At 59.0% G+C, this 17,836-nt stretch carries 10 protein-coding genes and 8 pseudogenes; 8 read left to right on the top strand and 10 right to left on the bottom strand.

All coding sequences use genetic code 11. The features are described 5' to 3' along the window. Positions 1 to 174: 174 nt before the first annotated feature. Positions 175 to 1,689 carry an ISNCY family transposase gene (locus N0Q91_RS02375; protein ID WP_275596175.1) on the bottom strand — a complete coding sequence of 505 codons (1,515 nt, stop codon included), beginning with the start codon at positions 1,687 to 1,689 and terminating at the stop codon, positions 175 to 177. Between the two features lie 363 nt (positions 1,690 to 2,052). After that, positions 2,053 to 2,815 (bottom strand): IS5 family transposase gene (locus N0Q91_RS02370; RefSeq protein ID WP_275596174.1). Its coding sequence is split into 2 segments (ribosomal slippage): positions 2,053 to 2,485 and positions 2,484 to 2,815, totalling 765 coding nucleotides; the frame shifts between segments, so codons are not numbered across the junction. A 95-nt stretch (positions 2,816 to 2,910) separates the two neighbouring features. On the opposite strand from N0Q91_RS02370, the gene tnpA reads away from it, so the two are divergent. From tnpA to N0Q91_RS02350, 4 genes and pseudogenes are all read left to right on the top strand, one after another. Beyond that, on the top strand, positions 2,911 to 3,273 hold the full coding sequence (tnpA, locus tag N0Q91_RS02365; protein WP_275596173.1) for an IS66-like element accessory protein TnpA: 363 nt from the start codon (positions 2,911 to 2,913) through the stop codon (positions 3,271 to 3,273). After that, a pseudogene (gene tnpB / locus N0Q91_RS02360) lies at positions 3,270 to 3,524 on the top strand (IS66 family insertion sequence element accessory protein TnpB); the annotation flags it as partial. The gene tnpA and the pseudogene tnpB, both read left to right, overlap by 4 nt. Before the next feature lie 155 nt (positions 3,525 to 3,679). Further along, a pseudogene (gene tnpC / locus N0Q91_RS02355) lies at positions 3,680 to 5,203 on the top strand (IS66 family transposase). After that, positions 5,203 to 5,500 (top strand): annotated as a pseudogene (locus N0Q91_RS02350) (hypothetical protein). Before tnpC ends, N0Q91_RS02350 begins: the two co-directional pseudogenes overlap by 1 nt. On the opposite strand, the gene ehuA reads toward N0Q91_RS02350, so the two are convergent. The 4 genes from ehuA to ehuB form a co-directional block, all read right to left on the bottom strand. Beyond that, positions 5,478 to 6,272, bottom strand: a complete 795-nt coding sequence (gene ehuA / locus N0Q91_RS02345) for an ectoine/hydroxyectoine ABC transporter ATP-binding protein EhuA (RefSeq protein ID WP_275596397.1) — start codon at positions 6,270 to 6,272, stop codon at positions 5,478 to 5,480. The pseudogene N0Q91_RS02350 and the gene ehuA sit on opposite strands and share 23 nt — an antisense overlap. A gap of 112 nt (positions 6,273 to 6,384) precedes the next feature. Then, complete coding sequence (ehuD, locus tag N0Q91_RS02340; protein ID WP_275596172.1) at positions 6,385 to 7,050, bottom strand: ectoine/hydroxyectoine ABC transporter permease subunit EhuD; 666 nt, start codon at positions 7,048 to 7,050, stop codon at positions 6,385 to 6,387. After that, on the bottom strand, positions 7,047 to 7,718 hold the full coding sequence (gene ehuC / locus N0Q91_RS02335; protein WP_275596171.1) for an ectoine/hydroxyectoine ABC transporter permease subunit EhuC: 672 nt from the start codon (positions 7,716 to 7,718) through the stop codon (positions 7,047 to 7,049). The genes ehuD and ehuC overlap by 4 nt, the downstream gene beginning before the upstream one ends. 70 nt (positions 7,719 to 7,788) lie before the next feature. After that, positions 7,789 to 8,592, bottom strand: coding sequence for an ectoine/hydroxyectoine ABC transporter substrate-binding protein EhuB (gene ehuB / locus N0Q91_RS02330; RefSeq protein WP_275596170.1), 804 nt, complete (start codon positions 8,590 to 8,592; stop codon positions 7,789 to 7,791). 813 nt (positions 8,593 to 9,405) lie between these two features. Between ehuB and N0Q91_RS02325 the strand changes: the two genes are divergently transcribed. Further along, positions 9,406 to 10,809: an aspartate aminotransferase family protein gene (locus N0Q91_RS02325; protein WP_275596169.1), complete on the top strand. Its 1,404-nt coding sequence runs from the start codon at positions 9,406 to 9,408 to the stop codon at positions 10,807 to 10,809. 137 nt (positions 10,810 to 10,946) lie between these two features. Next, positions 10,947 to 12,357 (top strand): annotated as a pseudogene (locus N0Q91_RS02320) (aldehyde dehydrogenase family protein). A 66-nt stretch (positions 12,358 to 12,423) separates the two neighbouring features. On the opposite strand, the pseudogene N0Q91_RS02315 reads toward N0Q91_RS02320, so the two are convergent. Continuing rightward, positions 12,424 to 12,992 (bottom strand): annotated as a pseudogene (locus N0Q91_RS02315) (IS1096 element passenger TnpR family protein). A gap of 3 nt (positions 12,993 to 12,995) precedes the next feature. After that, positions 12,996 to 13,232 (bottom strand): annotated as a pseudogene (locus N0Q91_RS02310) (transposase domain-containing protein); the annotation flags it as partial. Positions 13,233 to 13,538: 306 nt separating this feature from the next. On the opposite strand from N0Q91_RS02310, the gene N0Q91_RS02305 reads away from it, so the two are divergent. Together N0Q91_RS02305 and N0Q91_RS02300 are read left to right on the top strand one after the other, a co-directional pair. After that, positions 13,539 to 13,718, top strand: a complete 180-nt coding sequence (locus N0Q91_RS02305; RefSeq protein WP_015241704.1) for a hypothetical protein — start codon at positions 13,539 to 13,541, stop codon at positions 13,716 to 13,718. Then, the gene (locus tag N0Q91_RS02300; RefSeq protein WP_275596168.1) at positions 13,705 to 15,747 is read left to right on the top strand and encodes a recombinase family protein; all 2,043 of its coding nucleotides are present in this window, start codon (positions 13,705 to 13,707) and stop codon (positions 15,745 to 15,747) included. The genes N0Q91_RS02305 and N0Q91_RS02300 overlap by 14 nt, the downstream gene beginning before the upstream one ends. On the opposite strand, the pseudogene N0Q91_RS02295 reads toward N0Q91_RS02300, so the two are convergent. Together N0Q91_RS02295 and N0Q91_RS02290 are read right to left on the bottom strand one after the other, a co-directional pair. Further along, positions 15,699 to 16,357 (bottom strand): annotated as a pseudogene (locus N0Q91_RS02295) (reverse transcriptase domain-containing protein); the annotation flags it as partial. The gene N0Q91_RS02300 and the pseudogene N0Q91_RS02295 overlap by 49 nt on opposite strands. Before the next feature lie 510 nt (positions 16,358 to 16,867). Next, positions 16,868 to 17,587 (bottom strand): annotated as a pseudogene (locus N0Q91_RS02290) (IS30 family transposase); the annotation flags it as partial. Positions 17,588 to 17,836 lie beyond the last annotated feature (249 nt).

The raw sequence follows: 17,836 nt of genomic DNA, 5'->3' as shown, positions 1-17,836 counted from the left end.
CCGCGTGTAGAGCGACAATCTGGCTGAGATCACGTATTGCCGCACGTAACGATGCTCCCCGAGGTTTGAACGTTGCCTCATCCACTTTGCTCCCGACTTGGAGCGAAGGAGGTCGGGCGCGGAGATGGCAGGGGTTTCGCAGCGCCCGGCCTCCTTCGCGAGCTCCACGGCGCCTCAGTGCGGCCTGGCGAGCTCCTGGATCGGCAGCTCCGTATTGAAGGGGCCAAACAGCAACGCGTCCGCCTGTTCACTTCGCCAGACCTTCAGCCGGCGCTGAAGCGTTCGAAGCAGTTTGTCGGGGTAATCGCCGGGATACTCGGCCTGCAGACGTGACAGGAGTTCACTGCCGGTTCGCCATGGTTCGGCTTCGAACCAATTTCGCAAGTCGGCAGTCGCCTTGACGAGAGGGTCAGGACGCCGCCGTCCTCTTTTGGCTTTTACAATCGGGCGATCTGTCGGCCGGGTAGCTCCGTCTTTCCAGGCAGTCCGCAAACTCGCCAGGAAAAGGTCGATCGGCTGAGCTACCCCGTCAGTGCGCATGGCCGGCGGAGTGTCGGCAAGCGCGGCGAGTCGCTCCTGCAGGGCGCGGATATCGCGCAATAGCAGGACAGGATCGAGCCCGGCGTAGATTTCTTGCAGACGGAAGCGGACTGCATCTGACGTGCGAGCGTCAGCAACCAGACGCTGATGCGGCGTGGCTGGCGGACTATATGTCTTGCGCACACGCGTGCCGTCGCGCTGCTTCGCGATCAATTTGAACGATGGCTGAAAGAAGTTCACGAACAGCCGCGCTGAACGGTAGAGCTTCGCCAACAGGGTGGCGGCCTCCAGCCCCTCGAACCGACGATATCCGACCATCCTGCGCACCACGGCGCCATTCTTCTGCTCGACAAAGGCCTGGTCGTTCTTGCGGTAGGGACGGCAGCGCGTGAAGACGATATTGGCGGCGTCACAGTAAGCCTTCAGCGTCTCGTTCATGAAGACGGTGTCGTTGTCCGTATCCAGGCCGAGAAGCGCGAACGGCAGTTGCTTGCGCAATTCTGTGAGCACGCTGCTCAACAGCGTCTGCTCGCGAACCAGCAGCGGCGCACATTCCGTCCAGCCAGTCGCGATGTCGGTGAGAACAAGGGTTTGGATGAAGCTGCCGCGAGCCGAAGGGCCGCAATGGGCGACGAGATCCGCCTCAACGAAGCCTGGCGCCGGATTGTCCCAATCCGCCGACGTTCTAATGGGAATGCTCCGTCGCAGGGCGTGCGCCGCGGGCCGCCGTCGAGGACGTCCCAAGCCCTCTCGGATCGGTCCCAGCGTCCTGTCGATCGTGGCCGCGCTCATCGCCAGCAATTTGCCGCGGATCTCAGGCGCGAGGTTAAAATGACCGTGCCGTTCCATCGCCTCGACAAGGACGGGCAGCAACGCCTTCAGCCGCTTCCCACAGACCCGGTCAGACGCTTCCCACAGCAATATGAGCGCATTGCGTTCCGCTTCATCATAAACCCGCGGCCGCGCTCGCCGACCTGTAGACTCTCTCCCGTGGCGCCGCAGCAGCCGCATCGCGTGCTTGCGGTGAAAACCCGTGATGACGACGAATTCATCCAGAATTCTCGCCTTCTCCGTTCGCGTCGAAGCACGATAACGCTCCGAAACCGCCGCCGTCAGTTCTTTCCTCGTCGCCATGCTCAGCTGTCCCATAGTCGCCCCTGTTCATACCCCTCGGTAGGGAGCAAATTATGTGAGGCAACGGTTGAATATTCGGGAACAGTTTCGACGAGGCAATGCGCGTCTCATCTTGGTTGTCGCGCTGCACCCGCGTCCCGCCGAACCTGGTCTCATATTCGGTCAACTCACTGCCGATGCTATGAGATGGCATTGCGGGTGCGTTGCCTGAGTATGCCCGTTTACTTATCGATCGCGGCTGCTGCCTCTCAGGCTATATCGCTTCGAGCGTAACCGACCGGTTGTCACCGCCTGCCGGCTATCGTCGTGATGGCCTAAAGAGACGTCTTTAACGACGTCTTTAACGTCGTCGTTAGCGACGTGTCTTACGGCGTCGACTCATAAACTTTGGCACCATATTCTTGTTGCGACGAGCTTTACGGCGGCGAGGTGGTTTTCCGGGCTCTTGTCATATCGGGTTGCGATGCCTCGGAACTGCTTGATCCTGTTGAAGAACCGTTCCACGAGATTGCGTTGCCGATAGACCCAGCGCGAGAACACGAAAGAGCCCTTGCGATTGCTCTTCGGCGGGATGTTGGCCCAGGCCTTTCGCTCGGCGGCCTTAGCCCGAATGGCATTCGTGTCATAACCCTTGTCGGCCAGCAGGATGTCCCCCTCGCCAAGCTCATCCGTCAACGCGTCGGCTTCGGCACAATCGGCGATCTGTCCACCGGTCAGACGCAGATTGACCGGGCGACCTTCGGCATCGACGAGCGCGTGGATTTTGCTCGTAAGCCCGCCGCGGGAACGTCCCATGCCACCATCGTCTCCACCCCCTTTTTCCCGTGGCCGCGTGCTGGTGAACGCGGACACAGGTCGAGTCGATCATCACAATGTCGCCATCGTAGGCCTTGGACACCGCTTCAAGAAGCCGATCCCATACCCCGGCTTTGCGCCAGCGCACGAAGCGGTTGTAACAGGTCGTCGGCGGGCCATAGCGTTCCGGAACTTCCGCCCAAGGCGAGCCCGTCCGAAACCGCCAGAGGATGCCATTCAGTACCCGCCGATCATCAACGCGGGCAACGCCGCGTGGCTTGTTGGGCAACAACGGCGATATGATCGACCATTCGTGGTCAGTCAGTTCGTAGCGACGACGCGTCATCAAATGCTTCCCTATTTCAAAGCCTTGAATCACGGCGGCCGATAAATGCCAAGAAATTTTATGAGTTTACGCTGTAGGCGAGGATTGCGATTCGGGTGGAAATTCTTGGGCAGGAACGGCGGCGCCGGTGGTGCGACGAACAGAAGCTCGAGATTATCATGTCGGTTGGGATCGGCGGGGCGACGGTGACTGAGGTTGCGCAGCGACACGGTGTGACACGACAGCAGATTTACACCTGGCGCAGTGAGCTGAAGAAGAAGGGACTGTTGTCGCCTTCTGCGAATGCGGTGTTTGTTCCCGTGGAGATGAATGGGACGCAGACCGAGCGCCGTGGGGACCAGCAGGACCCCTCTGGGATGATCGAGTTGCGATTGGCCTGCGGTCGCAGCCTTTGCTTCGACAGCGGCGTGGATGCCGCCACGCTGACGCGGCTTATCCGGGCGGTGGAGTCGGCATGATTGGACCAGGGACCGGGGTTCGGGTCTATCTTGCCTGTGGAGCCACCGACATGCGTAAGGGGATAGAAGGTCTGGCTGCGCTTGCGCAGGACGTGTTGCGCCAGAAGCCGACAGGAGGTGCGGTCTTCGCCTTTCGGGGGCGACGTGGCGATCGTTTGAAGCTCCTTTTTTTGATGGCCAGGGCTTCTGCCTTTATTACAAGGTCCTCCAGAGAGGCCGCTTTCCGTGGCCGTCGACACGCTGATGGAACGGCTCGGCTGACGTCGGCGCAACTGGCCATGCTGTGGGAGGGGATCGATTGGCGACGACCCAACTGGGGTGCGCCGCCGGCACGCGTCTGTTGATTTTACGCCTCTGAATCTACGCGTTTTATGGCCATTCCGCCTGGCTTATGCTAGTCAGGCTCATGTCGAACGCGAGCCAAAATCTTCCCGACGATCCCGCCTTCCTGAAGGCGATGATCGCCGCCTTGCAGGCGGAAAATGCGAAGATGTCCGCGACATTGCTGGCGCATGACCAATTGATCCAGACCTTGCGGCTTCGCATTGCCAAGCTGAAGAAACAGGTGTTTGGCAAGTCCTCCGAAAAGATCGAGCGAGAAATCCAGCAGCTGGAATTGGCTCTGGAGGATCTGTTGATCGCTGCGTCGGAGAACAGCACCAGGTCGATCGACGAAGCTGATGAGGTTGCCGCATCTACGGATGCTCAAAAGCAGACAGTGACGCGCCGTCGCCCACGCGTGTCGGACAAGGCAGTTCGCGAGCGTAAAGAACTGGATCCAGGCTCGTGTTGCCCCGCTTGTGGCGGTGAATTGCGTCTTGTGGGCGAAGACGTAAGCGAAATCCTCGACATGATCGCCGCGCAGATGAAGGTCATCGAGGTCGCCCGACTGAAGAAATCCTGCCGTTGCTGCGAGAAGATGGTTTAGTTGCCAGCACCTAGCCGTCCAATACCGGGCAGCATGGCGGGTGCCGGCCTTCTGGCTTACATCTTGGTCTCAAAGTTTGACGACCATCTGCCACTCTACCGTCTGAACGAGATCTTCGCTCGCATGGGCGCTGACATTCCCGACAGCACGCTGGTCGATTGGTGTGGTCGCGCCATGCGGGTGCTCCAGCCGTTGATTGAGCGGATCGAGACCGCGATCATGGGAAGCGACCTTCTTCATGCCGATGATACCCCGATCCGGGTGCTCGACCGTTCTCTTCGAGACAAGGGGTTAGGCAAGGGCGTGAAGAAGGGCAGGATCTGGACGTATGTCCGCGATCAACGTCCATGGGCGGGTGCTGCTCCACCGGGCGCTGTCTACTACTTTGCTCCCGACTGGAAAGAAGAGCACGTTTATCATCACCTCAGGCAGGCGAGCGGCATTCTTCAAGCAGACGGCTACAAAGGTTACGGGAAGCTTTATGACCCTGGAGCGGATGGGACATCTCGCTTCCGAGAAGCGGCATGTTGGGCGCACTGGCGACGCGACTTCCACGATATCTGGACATCGAACAAATCCGAGATCGCCTGCGAGGCTCTCGACCGTATCGGTGCGCTTTACGACATCGAGCGAGAGATTGCAGGTCAGCCTGTCGACATCCGTCTTGCTACGCGTCAGAAGCAGAGCAAGCCCAAGGTCGAAGCCTTGCGTGTCTGGGCCGAAGCGCAACTGGCCCGTATTCCGGGCAAAGGCGATTTGGCGCAAGCCTTCCGTTATGGCCTGAGCCGCTGGTCGTCTTTCTGCCTGTTCCTGGAAGATGGTCGTGTCGCCATCGACAACAATGCCGCCGAGCGGGCCCTGGCCAAGATGAACGGCCTCGATCCGCAGGCCTATCTGGCCGACGTGCTCGACCGCATTCACGATCACAAGATCAATAGGCTCGATGAGCTGCTGCCCTGGAACTGGGCATCTGTCATAGCCACCTGCGCCGAGGCCGCCTGATGGCAACCGTGACCCATGTGTTCAGCATCGATTACGTCGCCAAATTGCTCGACGAAGATTCCGAACTCCTTCAGGCGATCGTCAGCAACGATGATAACCTGAGCTACGGCAGCATCATCAGCGTCTACGCCGGGCAGGACGAGGCAATAACTCTCGCTTACCCGCGGCGGAATCGAAGAGCTGGAGCAAATGCTTGCCCATGCTCGTCGCACCGCTGACGAATGGAACGACTTCCTCGAAGACTTCGTCGATGACCAGGAACTCATCGCTCGCATCAAAGCGAAATCTCCGCGGTAACAACCGGGCGGTTACCTTCGAGCACGGCACGGAGGAACTGCCGCGTCCGCTCGGTTTGGGGATCACCGAAGAGTTGCTCGGGCGGGCCCTGTTCGACGATCTTGCCGCCGTGGAAGAAGCAGACGCGGTCGGAAAATTCCTTCGCGAAGCCCATTTGGTGCGTGACCATCAGCATGGTGAGGTCGTATTCGGCGCCGAGCTTGCGGATGACGTTGAGCACCTCACCGACGAGTTCCGGATCGAGTGCCGACGTTACTTCGTCAAACAGCATTACCTTCGGCCGCATCGCCAACGCCCGGGCTATGGCAACCCGCTGCTTCTGCCCGCCCGAGAGTTGAATCGGGAAATGGTTCTTCTTGTCGGCAAGCCCCACCATGTCGAGCAGATCTGCGGCCCGGGCTTCAGCTTCTCGTCTGGACAGCCCGAGAACTGAGATAGGCGCCTCCATGCAGTTCTGCAGCGCCGTCATGTGTGGGAATAGATTGAAGTGCTGGAATACCATGCCAATCTTACCGCGGACACGCCGCAGGTGAAGATCGCCTGCGGGCACCATTTTGCCGTTCTTCTGCACGTGCGTAAGCGGTTCGCCACCAACCCAGATCACTCCGTCATTGATGCGCTCCAGCGTCATCAGCATGCGGAGCACTGTGGTCTTGCCCGACCCCGAGGGGCCGATGATCGTGACTTTCTCGTTGCGCGCGACGTCGAGATTTAACTCATCGAGCACGGTCAGACTGCCGTAGCGTTTTGCGACGTTCTCGAAGCGGACCATTGGCTGATTTGTGGTCTTGTCGTTGCTCGCGAGGTTAGAAACGGCGGACGCCCCATGCTGTTTCGAAGTGTCCTTGAACTGGACAATATGTTCGCTCATGACGGAACTCCTATTATAGATGGTAGCGGCGGTTAAGCCAGAAACTCACCGACTGCACGATGGCCGAAGCTATGAGGCTAATCACAAGATAAAAGAAGCCGACCATGGTAATCGCTTCAACGTAACGGTAATTTTCCGCGCCAAAGTTCTTCGCTTGCTGGAGCATCTCAAGGATCGCGATTGCCGCTAAGACAGGGGTATCCTTGAACATGCCGATCAAATAGTTGCCTAGCGCGGGCACGATTGGAGGAATCGCTTGCGGCAGAATGACGGCTCGCCATGTACGCGCCTGCGACAGGTTCAGTGCAGTACACGCTTCCCACTGTCCGCCGTCGACGCTCTCGATGCCTGAGCGAAAGACCTCGGAGCAAAACGCGGCATAGTGGATACCTAGCACGCCGACGCCAGCGATCCAGGCCGGAATTACAACGCCGAACTGCGGGCCGACGAAATAGACGAAAAACAGCTGCAGCAACAATGGAGTTGAGCGGATGAACTCCACAATCTCAGCCATGACGGTGGAGATGTAACGGTTTGGCGACTGGCGGATCAATGCGATGATCAGCCCGAGCACCAGCGCAATGGTGAACCCAACCAGGGTGGCCTGAACGGTTATCATTGCACCGCGATACAGATACGGGAGGGCCTCCCAGACGTAGGCCCAGTTCCAGATGTTCATGCCAACGCCTCCCGCACGAACCCAGCCGAGAGGCTCCGCTCCAGCCAGCGCACAAAGGGCGTTATGAGCGCGCGTGCGATCACGTAATAGCCACCTAGCGCCACGGCGAAGAACAGCAGGTAATTACCGGTGGCGTCTGCGGCCAGTTTCGAGGCAGCCGTAAACTCGGTGATGGTGATGAAGAAAGCAAGCGACGTCCCTTTTAGCACTTCGATCAACAAGTTGCCCCAAGACGGCAGCATCGCGCGGACTGCTTGCGGCAGCACGATGCGGCGCATCATTGTGAGACGTGTGAAGTTCAGAGCGGTGCTCGCTTCAAATTGCCCGCGGTCGAGGCTTTGGATCGCCGCGCGCACCACCTCAGCTCCGTAAGCGGAGGCGTTCATACCGATTCCGAGAACCGCGACAAACCACGGCGAAAGCGACAAGCCGAAGACCGGTAAAACGAAGAACCACCAGTAGACCTGCACCAGCAACGACGTTCCGCGGAAGAACTCGATATAGGCAACACTGATCCAACGCAGTGGCCAGCGAGGCGAAACCCGGGCCAGCCCGACGAGCAGCGACAGCACCGTCATGACCAAAGATGAGCCGAGGGTTATGATAACGGTGTTCACGACACCTTTGGCGAGCGCCGCCACGCTAAAGCCGACTATGAATTCGTTCAATATGTTGTTCCCCCTGAACGTCTCCCCAAGTGGGAGACGCGTGAGTTCTTGGGCGACGACCGCCGGCTCCCTATCCTTTGCAGAGCTCAGCGGTTTTGGGGCCGTCCGGCAGGGTAGCCTTATCGTAGCCGTACTTGCTGACAGATTCCATCATCTCTTCCGAGCCGATATACTCCTTCAGCACCTCGTTAAAGGCGTCGACCGCCGCCTGGTCGCCGGGTTTGAACGCGAGGCCCGGGTATCCGACAGACGGGGGAGTGAATGGGTCCGCCATACCGATGCCGTCGTCCTTGCCGGTAAATTTCTTCATCGTGAGGTAATCGCCGTAGGCGGCGTCGGCGCGGCCCGCCTTCACTGCTTGCACAGCTTCAACCGCTGAGGCGACTTGCATGATCTTTTCGTCGGCTATGCCAACTTTTTGCGCCTCCCTTACGCCATTCCCGCCCGCACCCGTGGCGATGGTAAGTCCCTTCTTTTGTAAATCCGGAAGTGAATGGAGGCCTTCCGGGTTCCCCGTAGGCACTACTAGACCATCGGTTATCTTGCCGACCGGTTCGCTGAACAGTACATTGCGGCAGCGCTCGGGCAGAATATACATGCCGCCTGTGATGATGTCGAAGCGCCCGGCCTGCAGGCCGGGGACGAGTGAACCCCATTCAGTCACGACTGGCTCGATTTTGGTCGCGCCTAGTTTTTTCAAGACGTCCAGCGTTATAGCGTTGATTGACCCAAGTGGCTCGCTATTTCCGCCAGGGTAGGCCCATGGCGCCTCGTTCGAAAACCCGATACGGATTGTTTCCCCGTTCTGGATCTTCTCCCGTATAGACTGTGCCGAAGCCGCACCGGGGACCGAGATCATGGTCATCGAGACCATGGCGACCGCCACTCCCCTAAGAATTGCGCGTCTCATTGCTTTATTCCTGCTGTTGTCGTGCGCCCGATCTTCCATCGAGTACTACCTCCCTTGTTGTGCCGCTCGTCTCACCAAATCCGAGACGAGGCTCACTTCCATTTCTATGGATCATGATGCCGCGGTTCCCATTGAAATGCGCGCAGGTGCCGTTTTCAGTTCCGGACAGTTCTTTTTTTAGTTCTGGATAGTTCGTTGCCCACCATGAGAATGTAGCGTAGCCGAAATCGATATTGTTGCCCGAACTGCGGCTGTGAATGCAGGAAAACTGCACATTCCCTGCCGCAAGTGCAGCAAGTCGGCTGGCTGTCGCGTGTACGCCGCCTAGCGTGCCGGGTCGGCGCTAATCCACCAGGCGCTTCATAAACCTTCCAACCGTGCGGAATGCTTGACACACAAATGCATAGCATAATTGCGCGGCCAACCACTTGAAGCAGGGACAGAGCGGGCTAACGCAAAAGATGAGGTTGAAATACCTCGTCTAAGCAGGCCGGCATCGTTTGCCTAGTTTGAAAAGCTTGACCCACCTAACTGCGATCGCACAACGCGCCGCAAAACCTGCTAAAGTGTGTGCCGTCAACGACAATCGTATATGCAGGGAAGTAACTGCCGATTTTGCACGTAGCGGCGGAAAATACGCAGGAATTAGGCACAAATTTTCACTAACTGAAGAAAAACTGTGCGCCCGCACTATTACGATCAGCATCAATCACATGGCTCTCCTAAACAAGCCTGATCAACTTACACGCGTAAACCCCATGAGAATTCGAGGCTTTTATGACTTCTGATATTACCGAATTAGCGCGGATGGACCGCGACGCTGTCCTTCATCCATTTACCAATTTGAAGGATTTCGCTACTGGTAAGCTCGGGGATTCGACGATCGTCGAGACGGGGAGGGGGATCCGCATCCAGGATGCGCACGGCAACCAGTTGATCGACGGTTTTGCCGGTCTCTATTGCGTCAATGTCGGCTATGGCCGCACCGAGGTCGCCGAGGCGATCTCGCGCCAGGCCTATCGTCTCGCCTACTATCATACCTATGCGGCGCACACGACGGACGAACTCGCGATCCTTTCAGACCGGCTTGTGAAGATGGCGCCGGGCAGGATGAGCAAGGTGTTCTACGGCATGTCAGGCTCGGACGCCAACGAGACCCAGGCCAAGCTCGTCTGGTACTACAACAACCTGCGCGGCAAGCCGACGAAGAAGAAGATCATCTCGCGTGAACGCGGCTATCACGGCTGCAGCGTGGTGTCCGGCTCGATGACCGGTATGAGCTTTTATCACGACCACATGGACCTGCCGCTGCCGCAGATCGATCACACCGGCGTCCCGCATCACTACTGGGGTGCCAACCCCGGCGAGACCGAACGCGAATTCTCTGCCCGCCGTGCCGCCGAGCTCGACGAGATGATCGAGACGCTCGGACCGGATAATGTCGGCGCCTTCATCGCCGAGCCGGTGCTTGGTACCGGTGGCATTACGCCCCCGCCTGAAGGCTATTGGGAAGCAATCCAGGCGGTGCTAAAGAAGCACGACGTTCTGCTGATCGCCGACGAAGTGATCACCGGCTTTGGCCGCACGGGCTCGATGTTCGGCTCGCAGCACTACGGCATCGAACCCGACCTGATCACCGTGGCCAAGGGTCTCACCTCAGCCTATTTCCCGCTTTCTGCATCGATCGTCGGTGAGAAGGTCTACAAGGTCATGGAAGAGGGAGCCGACAGGGTCGGTGCTTTCTCGCACGGCTACACCTATTCTGGCCACCCGATCGGTGCGGCTGCCGCAAACGCGGTGCTCGACATTGTCGAGAAGGAAAACCTGCCCGGCAATGCCCGCGAGGTCGGCGCCTATTTCCAGGCCCAGCTCAAAGAGAAGTTCGCACAGCTGCCGATCGTCGGTGAAGTGCGCGGCGTCGGCCTGATGGGCGCAATCGAGTTCGTGGCCGACCGCGAGAACAAGACCCGTTTCGATCCGTGGCTGAAGGTCGGCGCCCGCGTCTCCAAGGCTGCTCGCGATCGTGGTCTGATTGCCCGCGCCATGCCGCATGGCGACATCCTCGGCTTTGCGCCGCCGCTCGTCATCACCAAGGCGGAAATCGACGAGATCGTCGCCATCGCCGAGAAAGCCGTGCGCTGCGTCATCGACGACCTCGTTCTCAACGGTCAGAAGATCTGACGGAAGGCGGTCGGTAGCTCCGACCGCAGCCATCGCATCGATCGAACTGAGAGCACGGCAGGGAATTCTCTTTGCCCCGACCGACAAGCTCAGCCGTCAGGCAGACGGCGCATCAACACGCAAGAGGAAGCCGGCCAATGACAGCTGCCAAACTTCATATCACCACCAGCTTGGCTCCGATCACTGTTCACAGCCCCTACGACGGGTCTGTGCTGGGAACGATTGAGGCCACTGATGCAAGCGAAATTGGCGAACTCCTCGCCCGCGCTCGTCGCGGGGCTGAGCTCTCCAGCAAGCTGCCGAGACACAAGCGCGCCAGCATCCTGAAAGGGGCCGCGCAAATCGTCGAGAGCCGCCGCGAAGCGTTCACCGAAACCATCGTGCGCGAAGCTGGGAAGACGATCGTCCAGGCGCGCAAGGAAGTGCTTCGTTGCGTCAACACGCTAAAGCTGTCTGCCGAAGAGGCAAAGCGTAATGCCGGTGAGATCGTGCCCTTCGATGCCTATGTTGGATCGGAACAGCGCCAGGGTTGGTTCACGCGAGAGCCGCTCGGCATTATCACCGCCATTACACCCTACAACGATCCGCTGAACCTGGTCGCGCACAAGCTTGGCCCTGCGATCGCCGGCGGCAACGCGGTTCTGCTGAAACCGTCGAACCTGACGCCGTTTTCCTCGATCAACCTTGTCGAAGCCCTGTTGGAAGCGGGTTTGCCTCGCGAGATCATAACGATCGTTCATGGTGACAGGGAGATCGTCACGGCTTTGGTGTCCGCGCGTGACGTCCGGATGGTCTCGTTTACCGGTGGGTTCGCCACGGGAGAAGCGATCAGCCGCAAAGCGGGCCTCAAAAAACTGGCGATGGAGCTTGGCGGCAATGCGCCGGTCATCGTCATGTATGACTGCGACTTCGACAAGGCGGTCGAGGGATGCGTGTCCGGCGCTTTTTGGGCCGCCGGCCAGAATTGCATCGGCGCCCAGCGCGTTCTCGTCCAGGCTGAGCTTTATGAGCGGTTTCGCGACGCTTTCGTCACCGCGACGAAGGAGCTCAAGGCTGGCGATCCGCTTCAGGGAGGACACAGATGTCGGTCCGATGATCTCAAAGGAAGTCGCCGAACGCACCGAAGCAGCAGTCAATGACGCCATTGCTGCCGGCGCGAAACTGCTCTGCGGTCACAAGCGGGAAGGATCGCTCTATCACCCGACCGTGCTGGAAGGCACACCGGTGACCTGCCGCCTGTGGCACGAGGAAGTGTTCGCGCCTGTCGTCATGCTTGCGCCATTTGCCACGCTCGATGAAGCGATCGAACTGGCCAACGAACCCGAATACAGCCTACACGCCGGGATCTTCACCAGCAACTTGTCTGTCGCACTTGAAGCTGCAAGCAGGATCGAAGCCGGCGGGGTGATGATCAACGACTCCTCGGACTACCGCTTTGACGCCATGCCGTTCGGCGGTTCGAAATACGGCAGCATGGGCCGTGAAGGCGTCCGCTTCGCCTATGAAGAGATGACGCAACCGAAGGTTGTCTGCATCAATCGTGGATAAACACGGCGTATTGAGGTAAGCATCCGGCAAAGACCGCAGCCTGGAGGACTTTCAGATTTTTCGGCGTTATTTGCGGGCCCACTTTGCGGCCAGATCGTCGACGGCTTTGTTGAGCTCGGCGAAGTTGGCCTTGTCCGGATCGTAATCTTCGCTGCCCCACCATTCGACGAACTCGGCGTGCCGCTCGTGCGTCGGATCGGCGAGCGCCTCGCGGAACTCCTGATAGCCCATGGCCCGCCGATGTCCTCGGGAGGGCAGCGTCCGGTTGCTTCGAGGAGCATGGGCTCCGCAAGGCCGATGACGGGACAGGTGCGCTCGATCGTGATGCTGTGCGTCCAGCCGTCGCCGAAGTCGTAAAGGTACTTGAACGATTTCGCGCCGATATCTTCGATTGCCGCCAGCAGCGAGATCTTGCGCGCATCGAGCGGGCCATCTCCCCAGTCCTGATCAGGCAGACCAAAGCCGACGTCACGGATGCGGAATTCGTAAAGATGGCTGTTGCTCCAGCCCATCGCCGCCTGCAGCACCTCGTGAAGGCGATGGAGCTTGATGCGGAACGGCACCACAACGCGCCGCATCACCGTCGGTTCGACGTGGTCGAGGGTGACCTTCAGGCGGACCAGAGAAGCCGGCATCTTTCAGGCTGCCAGCTTGTGCGCCGCCGGCGAAGCGCTCTTCCAGTTCCAGGGCAAGAGCTCGTCGATCCGATGCGCGGGATGACCGGCGATGCGGTGAAGCACGTCGGCGAGCCAGGCTTGCGGATCGACGTCATTCATCTTGGCCGAGACAATCAAGCTGTACATGGCGGCGGCGCGCTGGCCGCCGCGGTCCGATCCGGCGAATAACCAGGATTTCCTGCCCAGCGCCATCCCCCGTTCATTCTGCCCATGTCGGCGATGAAGTCGAGGTTCATTATCGCTGGCATCCATATTTTGGCCAAAAGGTTAGCGTTCGCCGCGTCGACGAACGAGCGACAGGTCAGTTTCTGCATGTTTTAGGGCCGACAGGTGCCGTGGTTTCGATTGCCGGACGGATGATTGATCCTGTGGTGTGCGCCGGCATGACGTTGGGTCTGGCACGCGTGGATCTTGCGGCGCTGATCGAACTTAACGGGCTGGTCACAGGCGGCGATATGCCTGCACTCTTCCGAGGTGGACGTAGAATCACTCAGGAGGAAGAAGATGAGATCCCGCAATACGCTGGTGCCGGCGTCGGGCCGACAGCTCGACCTGATATTCAAGACGCGAACACTCGACGGACTGAGCGACAAAGAGCGCAAGCAGGCGACATCAACACTGGCTTGCCTGCTGATGCAGGCTGCCGGTCTGGTCGTCGAGGAGCTCAACGATGACCAGCACTGACTTGATTCCGGCAGCGCTACTCGCGCTCAAGGCAGTCGTTTATGTGCGGCAATCCACTCAGTCGCAGGTCATGACCAATCTGGAAAGCCAGCGACGGCAGTATGATCTTGTTGACGTCGCGCGACAACGCGGCTTCGGCGACATTGAGGTCATCGACGACGACCTCGGACGCTCTGCCAGCGGAACGGTTGCACGCCCCGGCTTTGATCGTCTCGTCGCCTTGTTGTGCGCCGGCAAAGTTGGTGCCGTTTTGTGTTTCGATGCCTCACGGCTCGCACGCAACGGCCGCGACTGGCACCATCTGCTCGAACTATGCGGTCTCGTTGAAGCCCGCGTCATAGACCATGACGGTGTCTACAATCCATGTCGGCCCAACGATCGTCTGCTACTGGGCATGAAGGGCAGTATCAGCGAGTTTGAATTGGGTGTGCTAAGAGCCCGAATGCTCGATGCCGCCAGATCGAAGGCGCGGCGCGGCGAATTGCGCCTTTCTGTACCGTTCGGCTACATCTGGCATAGAGAGGCCGGGCTCGGGCTTGATCCTGATCTGCGTCTGCAGGAGGTAATCCGATCCATCTTCACCCGCTTCCATGAGCTTGGAAGTGCACGTCAGGTGCTGCTGTCGATGACGAAGGATCAGGTCCATTTCCCACGGCCGTCCGATGAAGGTCGCATGACCAGCTTCGTTTGGACGCCAGTCCGCTACCGTAATGTGATCGGCATCCTCAAAAACCCCTTCTATGCCGGCGTCTATGTTTATGGAAAGAGCGAGAAGCGGACTGCCATCGTCGATGGACGGGCGCGGCGGACTTACGGGCACGGCAAGCCGGCTGGCACGTGGGAGATAATGATCAGAGACCATCACGAAGGTTACATCACCTGGGACGAGTACGAGCGCAACCAACAGCAACTGGCGCTCAACAATTATGGCCGCTCGGGCGGGACCAAATCGGGCCGCGGCGGCAAGGCGCTATTATCGGGTCTCCTGACCTGCGGACGGTGTGGGCGGCGACTAAGTGTTGCCTATAGGGGCAATCCGCAAAGTCGGCCGGTCTATCGCTGCGACAAACCAAATCTGATGATGGGCTTGCCGCGATGCATGACGTTCGGCGGCCCGCGGGTCGACGCGGCGGTTGCGCGCGAGTTGTTGCGCGCGGTAGAACCGTTAGCAATCGAGGCGACCTTTGAAGCAGAGCGGATGCACCGGGAGCGACAGGAAGATCAGCGCCACATTCACGATTTGGAACTGCGGCAGGCCCGCTACGAGGCTAGCCTTGCCGAGCGGCGCTCTGCGGCATGTGACCCCGACAACCGTCTGATTGCTGCGCAGCTTGAGAAGAATTGGGAGACTGCGTTACGCCGCGTGCGGGACCTGGAGGTGCGCAAGCCTGCCGACAGTCCTTCGACCATCGAGGTCGACCCAGACACCTTCACGAACCTTGCCGATAATCTACAGGCTGCCTGGGATTCACCCGATGTGACCATGCGCGCGCGCCAGCAATTGCTCCGTACCTTGATTGCCGACATTGTCGTTGATGTCGACGATGCGGTGCGTGAGGTGGTGCTGACGATCCATTGGAAGGGTGGTCAGCATTCCGAGCTAAAAGTACGCAAACCCCAGAGCGGCGAGCACGGTTGTGCCACCACGGAGGATGCGCTGGCGGTTATGCGCAGCATGGCCGGGCGCTGGTCGGATGAACACATCGCCGCGTCGCTCAATCGAATGGGCATGCCCACGGGGCAAGGAAAAACCTGGACGGCACACCGTGTCGCTGCTGTAAGGCGCGTACGCGCAATCCACGCGTACAAATCAGCAGACAAGGACGGCGAGTGGATGACCATGACAGAGGCTGCGGCGGCCTTGGGCGTTACCAACCATCGGATACGCCACCTGATCAAGACGAAGGTGTTGTCTGCTGAGCAGGTGGTTCCCGGCGCGCTGTACCAAATCCGGGCCAGCGACCTGGCTTCTGCGACGGTCCAAGCCGCGATAGGGTGCGTCCGAGTCATCCAGACGTCGAACGCGTAATGCAGGAAGAGATTCGAGAGGATTGGGCTGACCACGCCCCCTTGCGGGGTACCACGTGTGCGCTCAATGACTGGTCCGTTCTTTTCCATGGGCGCGACCAGAGCAGAGCCCAGTTGCATTTGACGTGCTTTCTGACCGCCTTCAGCAAGAGATCATGCGGAAGATTGTCAAACAGCCCTTTGATGTCGAATTCCAGAACCCAATCGTACTTCCAGCACCGCTGACGCGTCACCCCAACGGCATCCAGCTCCGATTTTCCCGGCCTGTATCCGTAGGAGTCCGGAAGAAAGAGGGAATCCAAATCCGGCTCAATCATCTGCTTGACCACCATCTGTGCGATCCGATCGCTGACCGTGGGCACACCCAAAACCCTTTCGCCACCAGTCTTCTTCGGAATGGAGACGGCGCGCACCGGTGGCGGAAAGTAGGTCCCGGACGACATCCGATTCCAGATCTTGTAGAGATTTCTCGCAAGGTCTTTCTCGAACATCTCCAAGGTCTCACCGTCCACTCCGGCTGCGCCATGGTTGGCTTTGACCGCTTTGTAAGCTTCGTACACTTGCCGCTTCTCAATTCGAAACGGCTTGTCTGTCGTATCTATCGAAGTCATCCTGTTTCCAGTTGTTCCAAGCAATACGACCACCTGATCCGACCCCTTTGCTCCGACCCCATTACAGGGCCCTCAACGCTCATACGGATCGGTCCGCCCCAGTCTCCTGCATCGGTACTCTCGCCTTGCGGTTTGCTCCGCTTGGGCTTCTCCCTTGGCATCAGGAGCCTGGTTCCTGCAGTTCCGCGTGAAAGCCTGTGTCCGACTCACGCCCCCTCTACGCCGGTCGCCGCCCGCCCAGTCATCAGGCGCCTGGCGGGCTTATCCCAGGATGACGAAACGGTCCTGGTTTCGACGACGCTTGAATTTCTTAACGACGCGTCTTCGGAGGGTTCACTTTCGTTCGTCTTTCGGACACGCACCTGCTCGGATCTCGTCCGAACTTTTCATCCGACGCTCACCACCACGGCTCTTTACCGCAGCAGCTCGGACTGGTTTGAGACCCGCTCCTGAAAGCCGATCCCGGAGGGCCATCCTCCATCATTCACACAGCTTTACGACACAGTGTCAGTTCATACTGAACTCCTTCCGTGCCTCTGCAGCAAGGGCATCGACGATCTTGCCGATGAGCGGTTGCGAGTGGCGGCTGCCATTCTTGATCATCACCGTGTAGCGGCTCTTGCGCTCGACCAGCGAGGTGACATTGGCGTTCCCGAGCGCGCGCTCGAAGATCAGGAGATCGCCCTCCCAATGGCCGAACTGCGAGCGATCGGCAATAAAATCAGGACGTTGAGCGATCCTGCAGTCAAACGGGATCAAGCCGTCACGGGGCTTGCGGGCGCGGCGTGGGCGGCGCTTGCGGCGGCCTTCCGGCAAATGCCGAAAGAGCTCCAGCGCATAATCTTCCTTGCCATAAATAAAGCGATAGATCGTCTCGGTGCAGACACGGACGGCGCTTACGCCATCGGCAAGCAGGCGACCGGCGATCTGCTCCGGCGACCAAAGCGCCTTCAGCTGCTCGATGACAAGTTCACGTAATTGCGGGTGGCGCCTGAGCTTGCCAAGCCGTTGCCGACGCTCCTTCGAGATGTCGTTGGCGATGCCGCCGTAATAGCCGCTGTATTCCGGAAACTCGGCGTCATGAAAGCTATTGCGCTTCAGCTCACGATAAATCGTTGATCGATGCCGACCGAGTTGGCGGGCGATCTCACCGACAGGAACCTTGCGTTCCATGAGCTGATGCAAACGTCGGCGATCGGAAAGGGTGAGCTGCGAATAGCAGAGCGACATCCAAAAATCTCCAAGAGGCAAGCCATTGTTTTTATTGCCATGTCGCACTTGAAAATAGAATGTACCCGGCTACAACAAATGTCACAGCTATTTAAAGATGAGACAAAGTAGTCAACTTAGAAACGCGACAACATCCTATCCATTACTACTGCATTTGCAAGTTGATATATTTACAAAGTACGGAGACGCAAGCCGCCGGCCGGGTGGAGCTGGTCAGGGTTGCGCAGCCCGGTCGGCGGCGGATGGCTC

This window comes from Sinorhizobium prairiense (assembly GCF_029201645.2).
GTDB lineage: Bacteria > Pseudomonadota > Alphaproteobacteria > Rhizobiales > Rhizobiaceae > Sinorhizobium > Sinorhizobium meliloti_A.
Note: the sequence above shows the minus strand (reverse complement) of the source record. Positions and strands in the feature narration are given on the sequence as shown.

What these genes read in the sequence shown, in the direction of transcription:
- ehuA (WP_275596397.1), bottom strand. Translation starts at nt 6,272, where the DNA reads ATGGTCCGCTTCGAGAACGTCGCAAAACGCTACGGCAGTCTGACCGTG.
- N0Q91_RS02325 (WP_275596169.1), top strand. Translation starts at nt 9,406, where the DNA reads ATGACTTCTGATATTACCGAATTAGCGCGGATGGACCGCGACGCTGTC.
- ehuB (WP_275596170.1), bottom strand. Translation starts at nt 8,592, where the DNA reads ATGGTCTCGATGACCATGATCTCGGTCCCCGGTGCGGCTTCGGCACAG.
- N0Q91_RS02305 (WP_015241704.1), top strand. Translation starts at nt 13,539, where the DNA reads ATGAGATCCCGCAATACGCTGGTGCCGGCGTCGGGCCGACAGCTCGAC.
- ehuD (WP_275596172.1), bottom strand. Translation starts at nt 7,050, where the DNA reads ATGAACATCTGGAACTGGGCCTACGTCTGGGAGGCCCTCCCGTATCTG.
- N0Q91_RS02300 (WP_275596168.1), top strand. Translation starts at nt 13,705, where the DNA reads ATGACCAGCACTGACTTGATTCCGGCAGCGCTACTCGCGCTCAAGGCA.
- N0Q91_RS02375 (WP_275596175.1), bottom strand. Translation starts at nt 1,689, where the DNA reads ATGGGACAGCTGAGCATGGCGACGAGGAAAGAACTGACGGCGGCGGTT.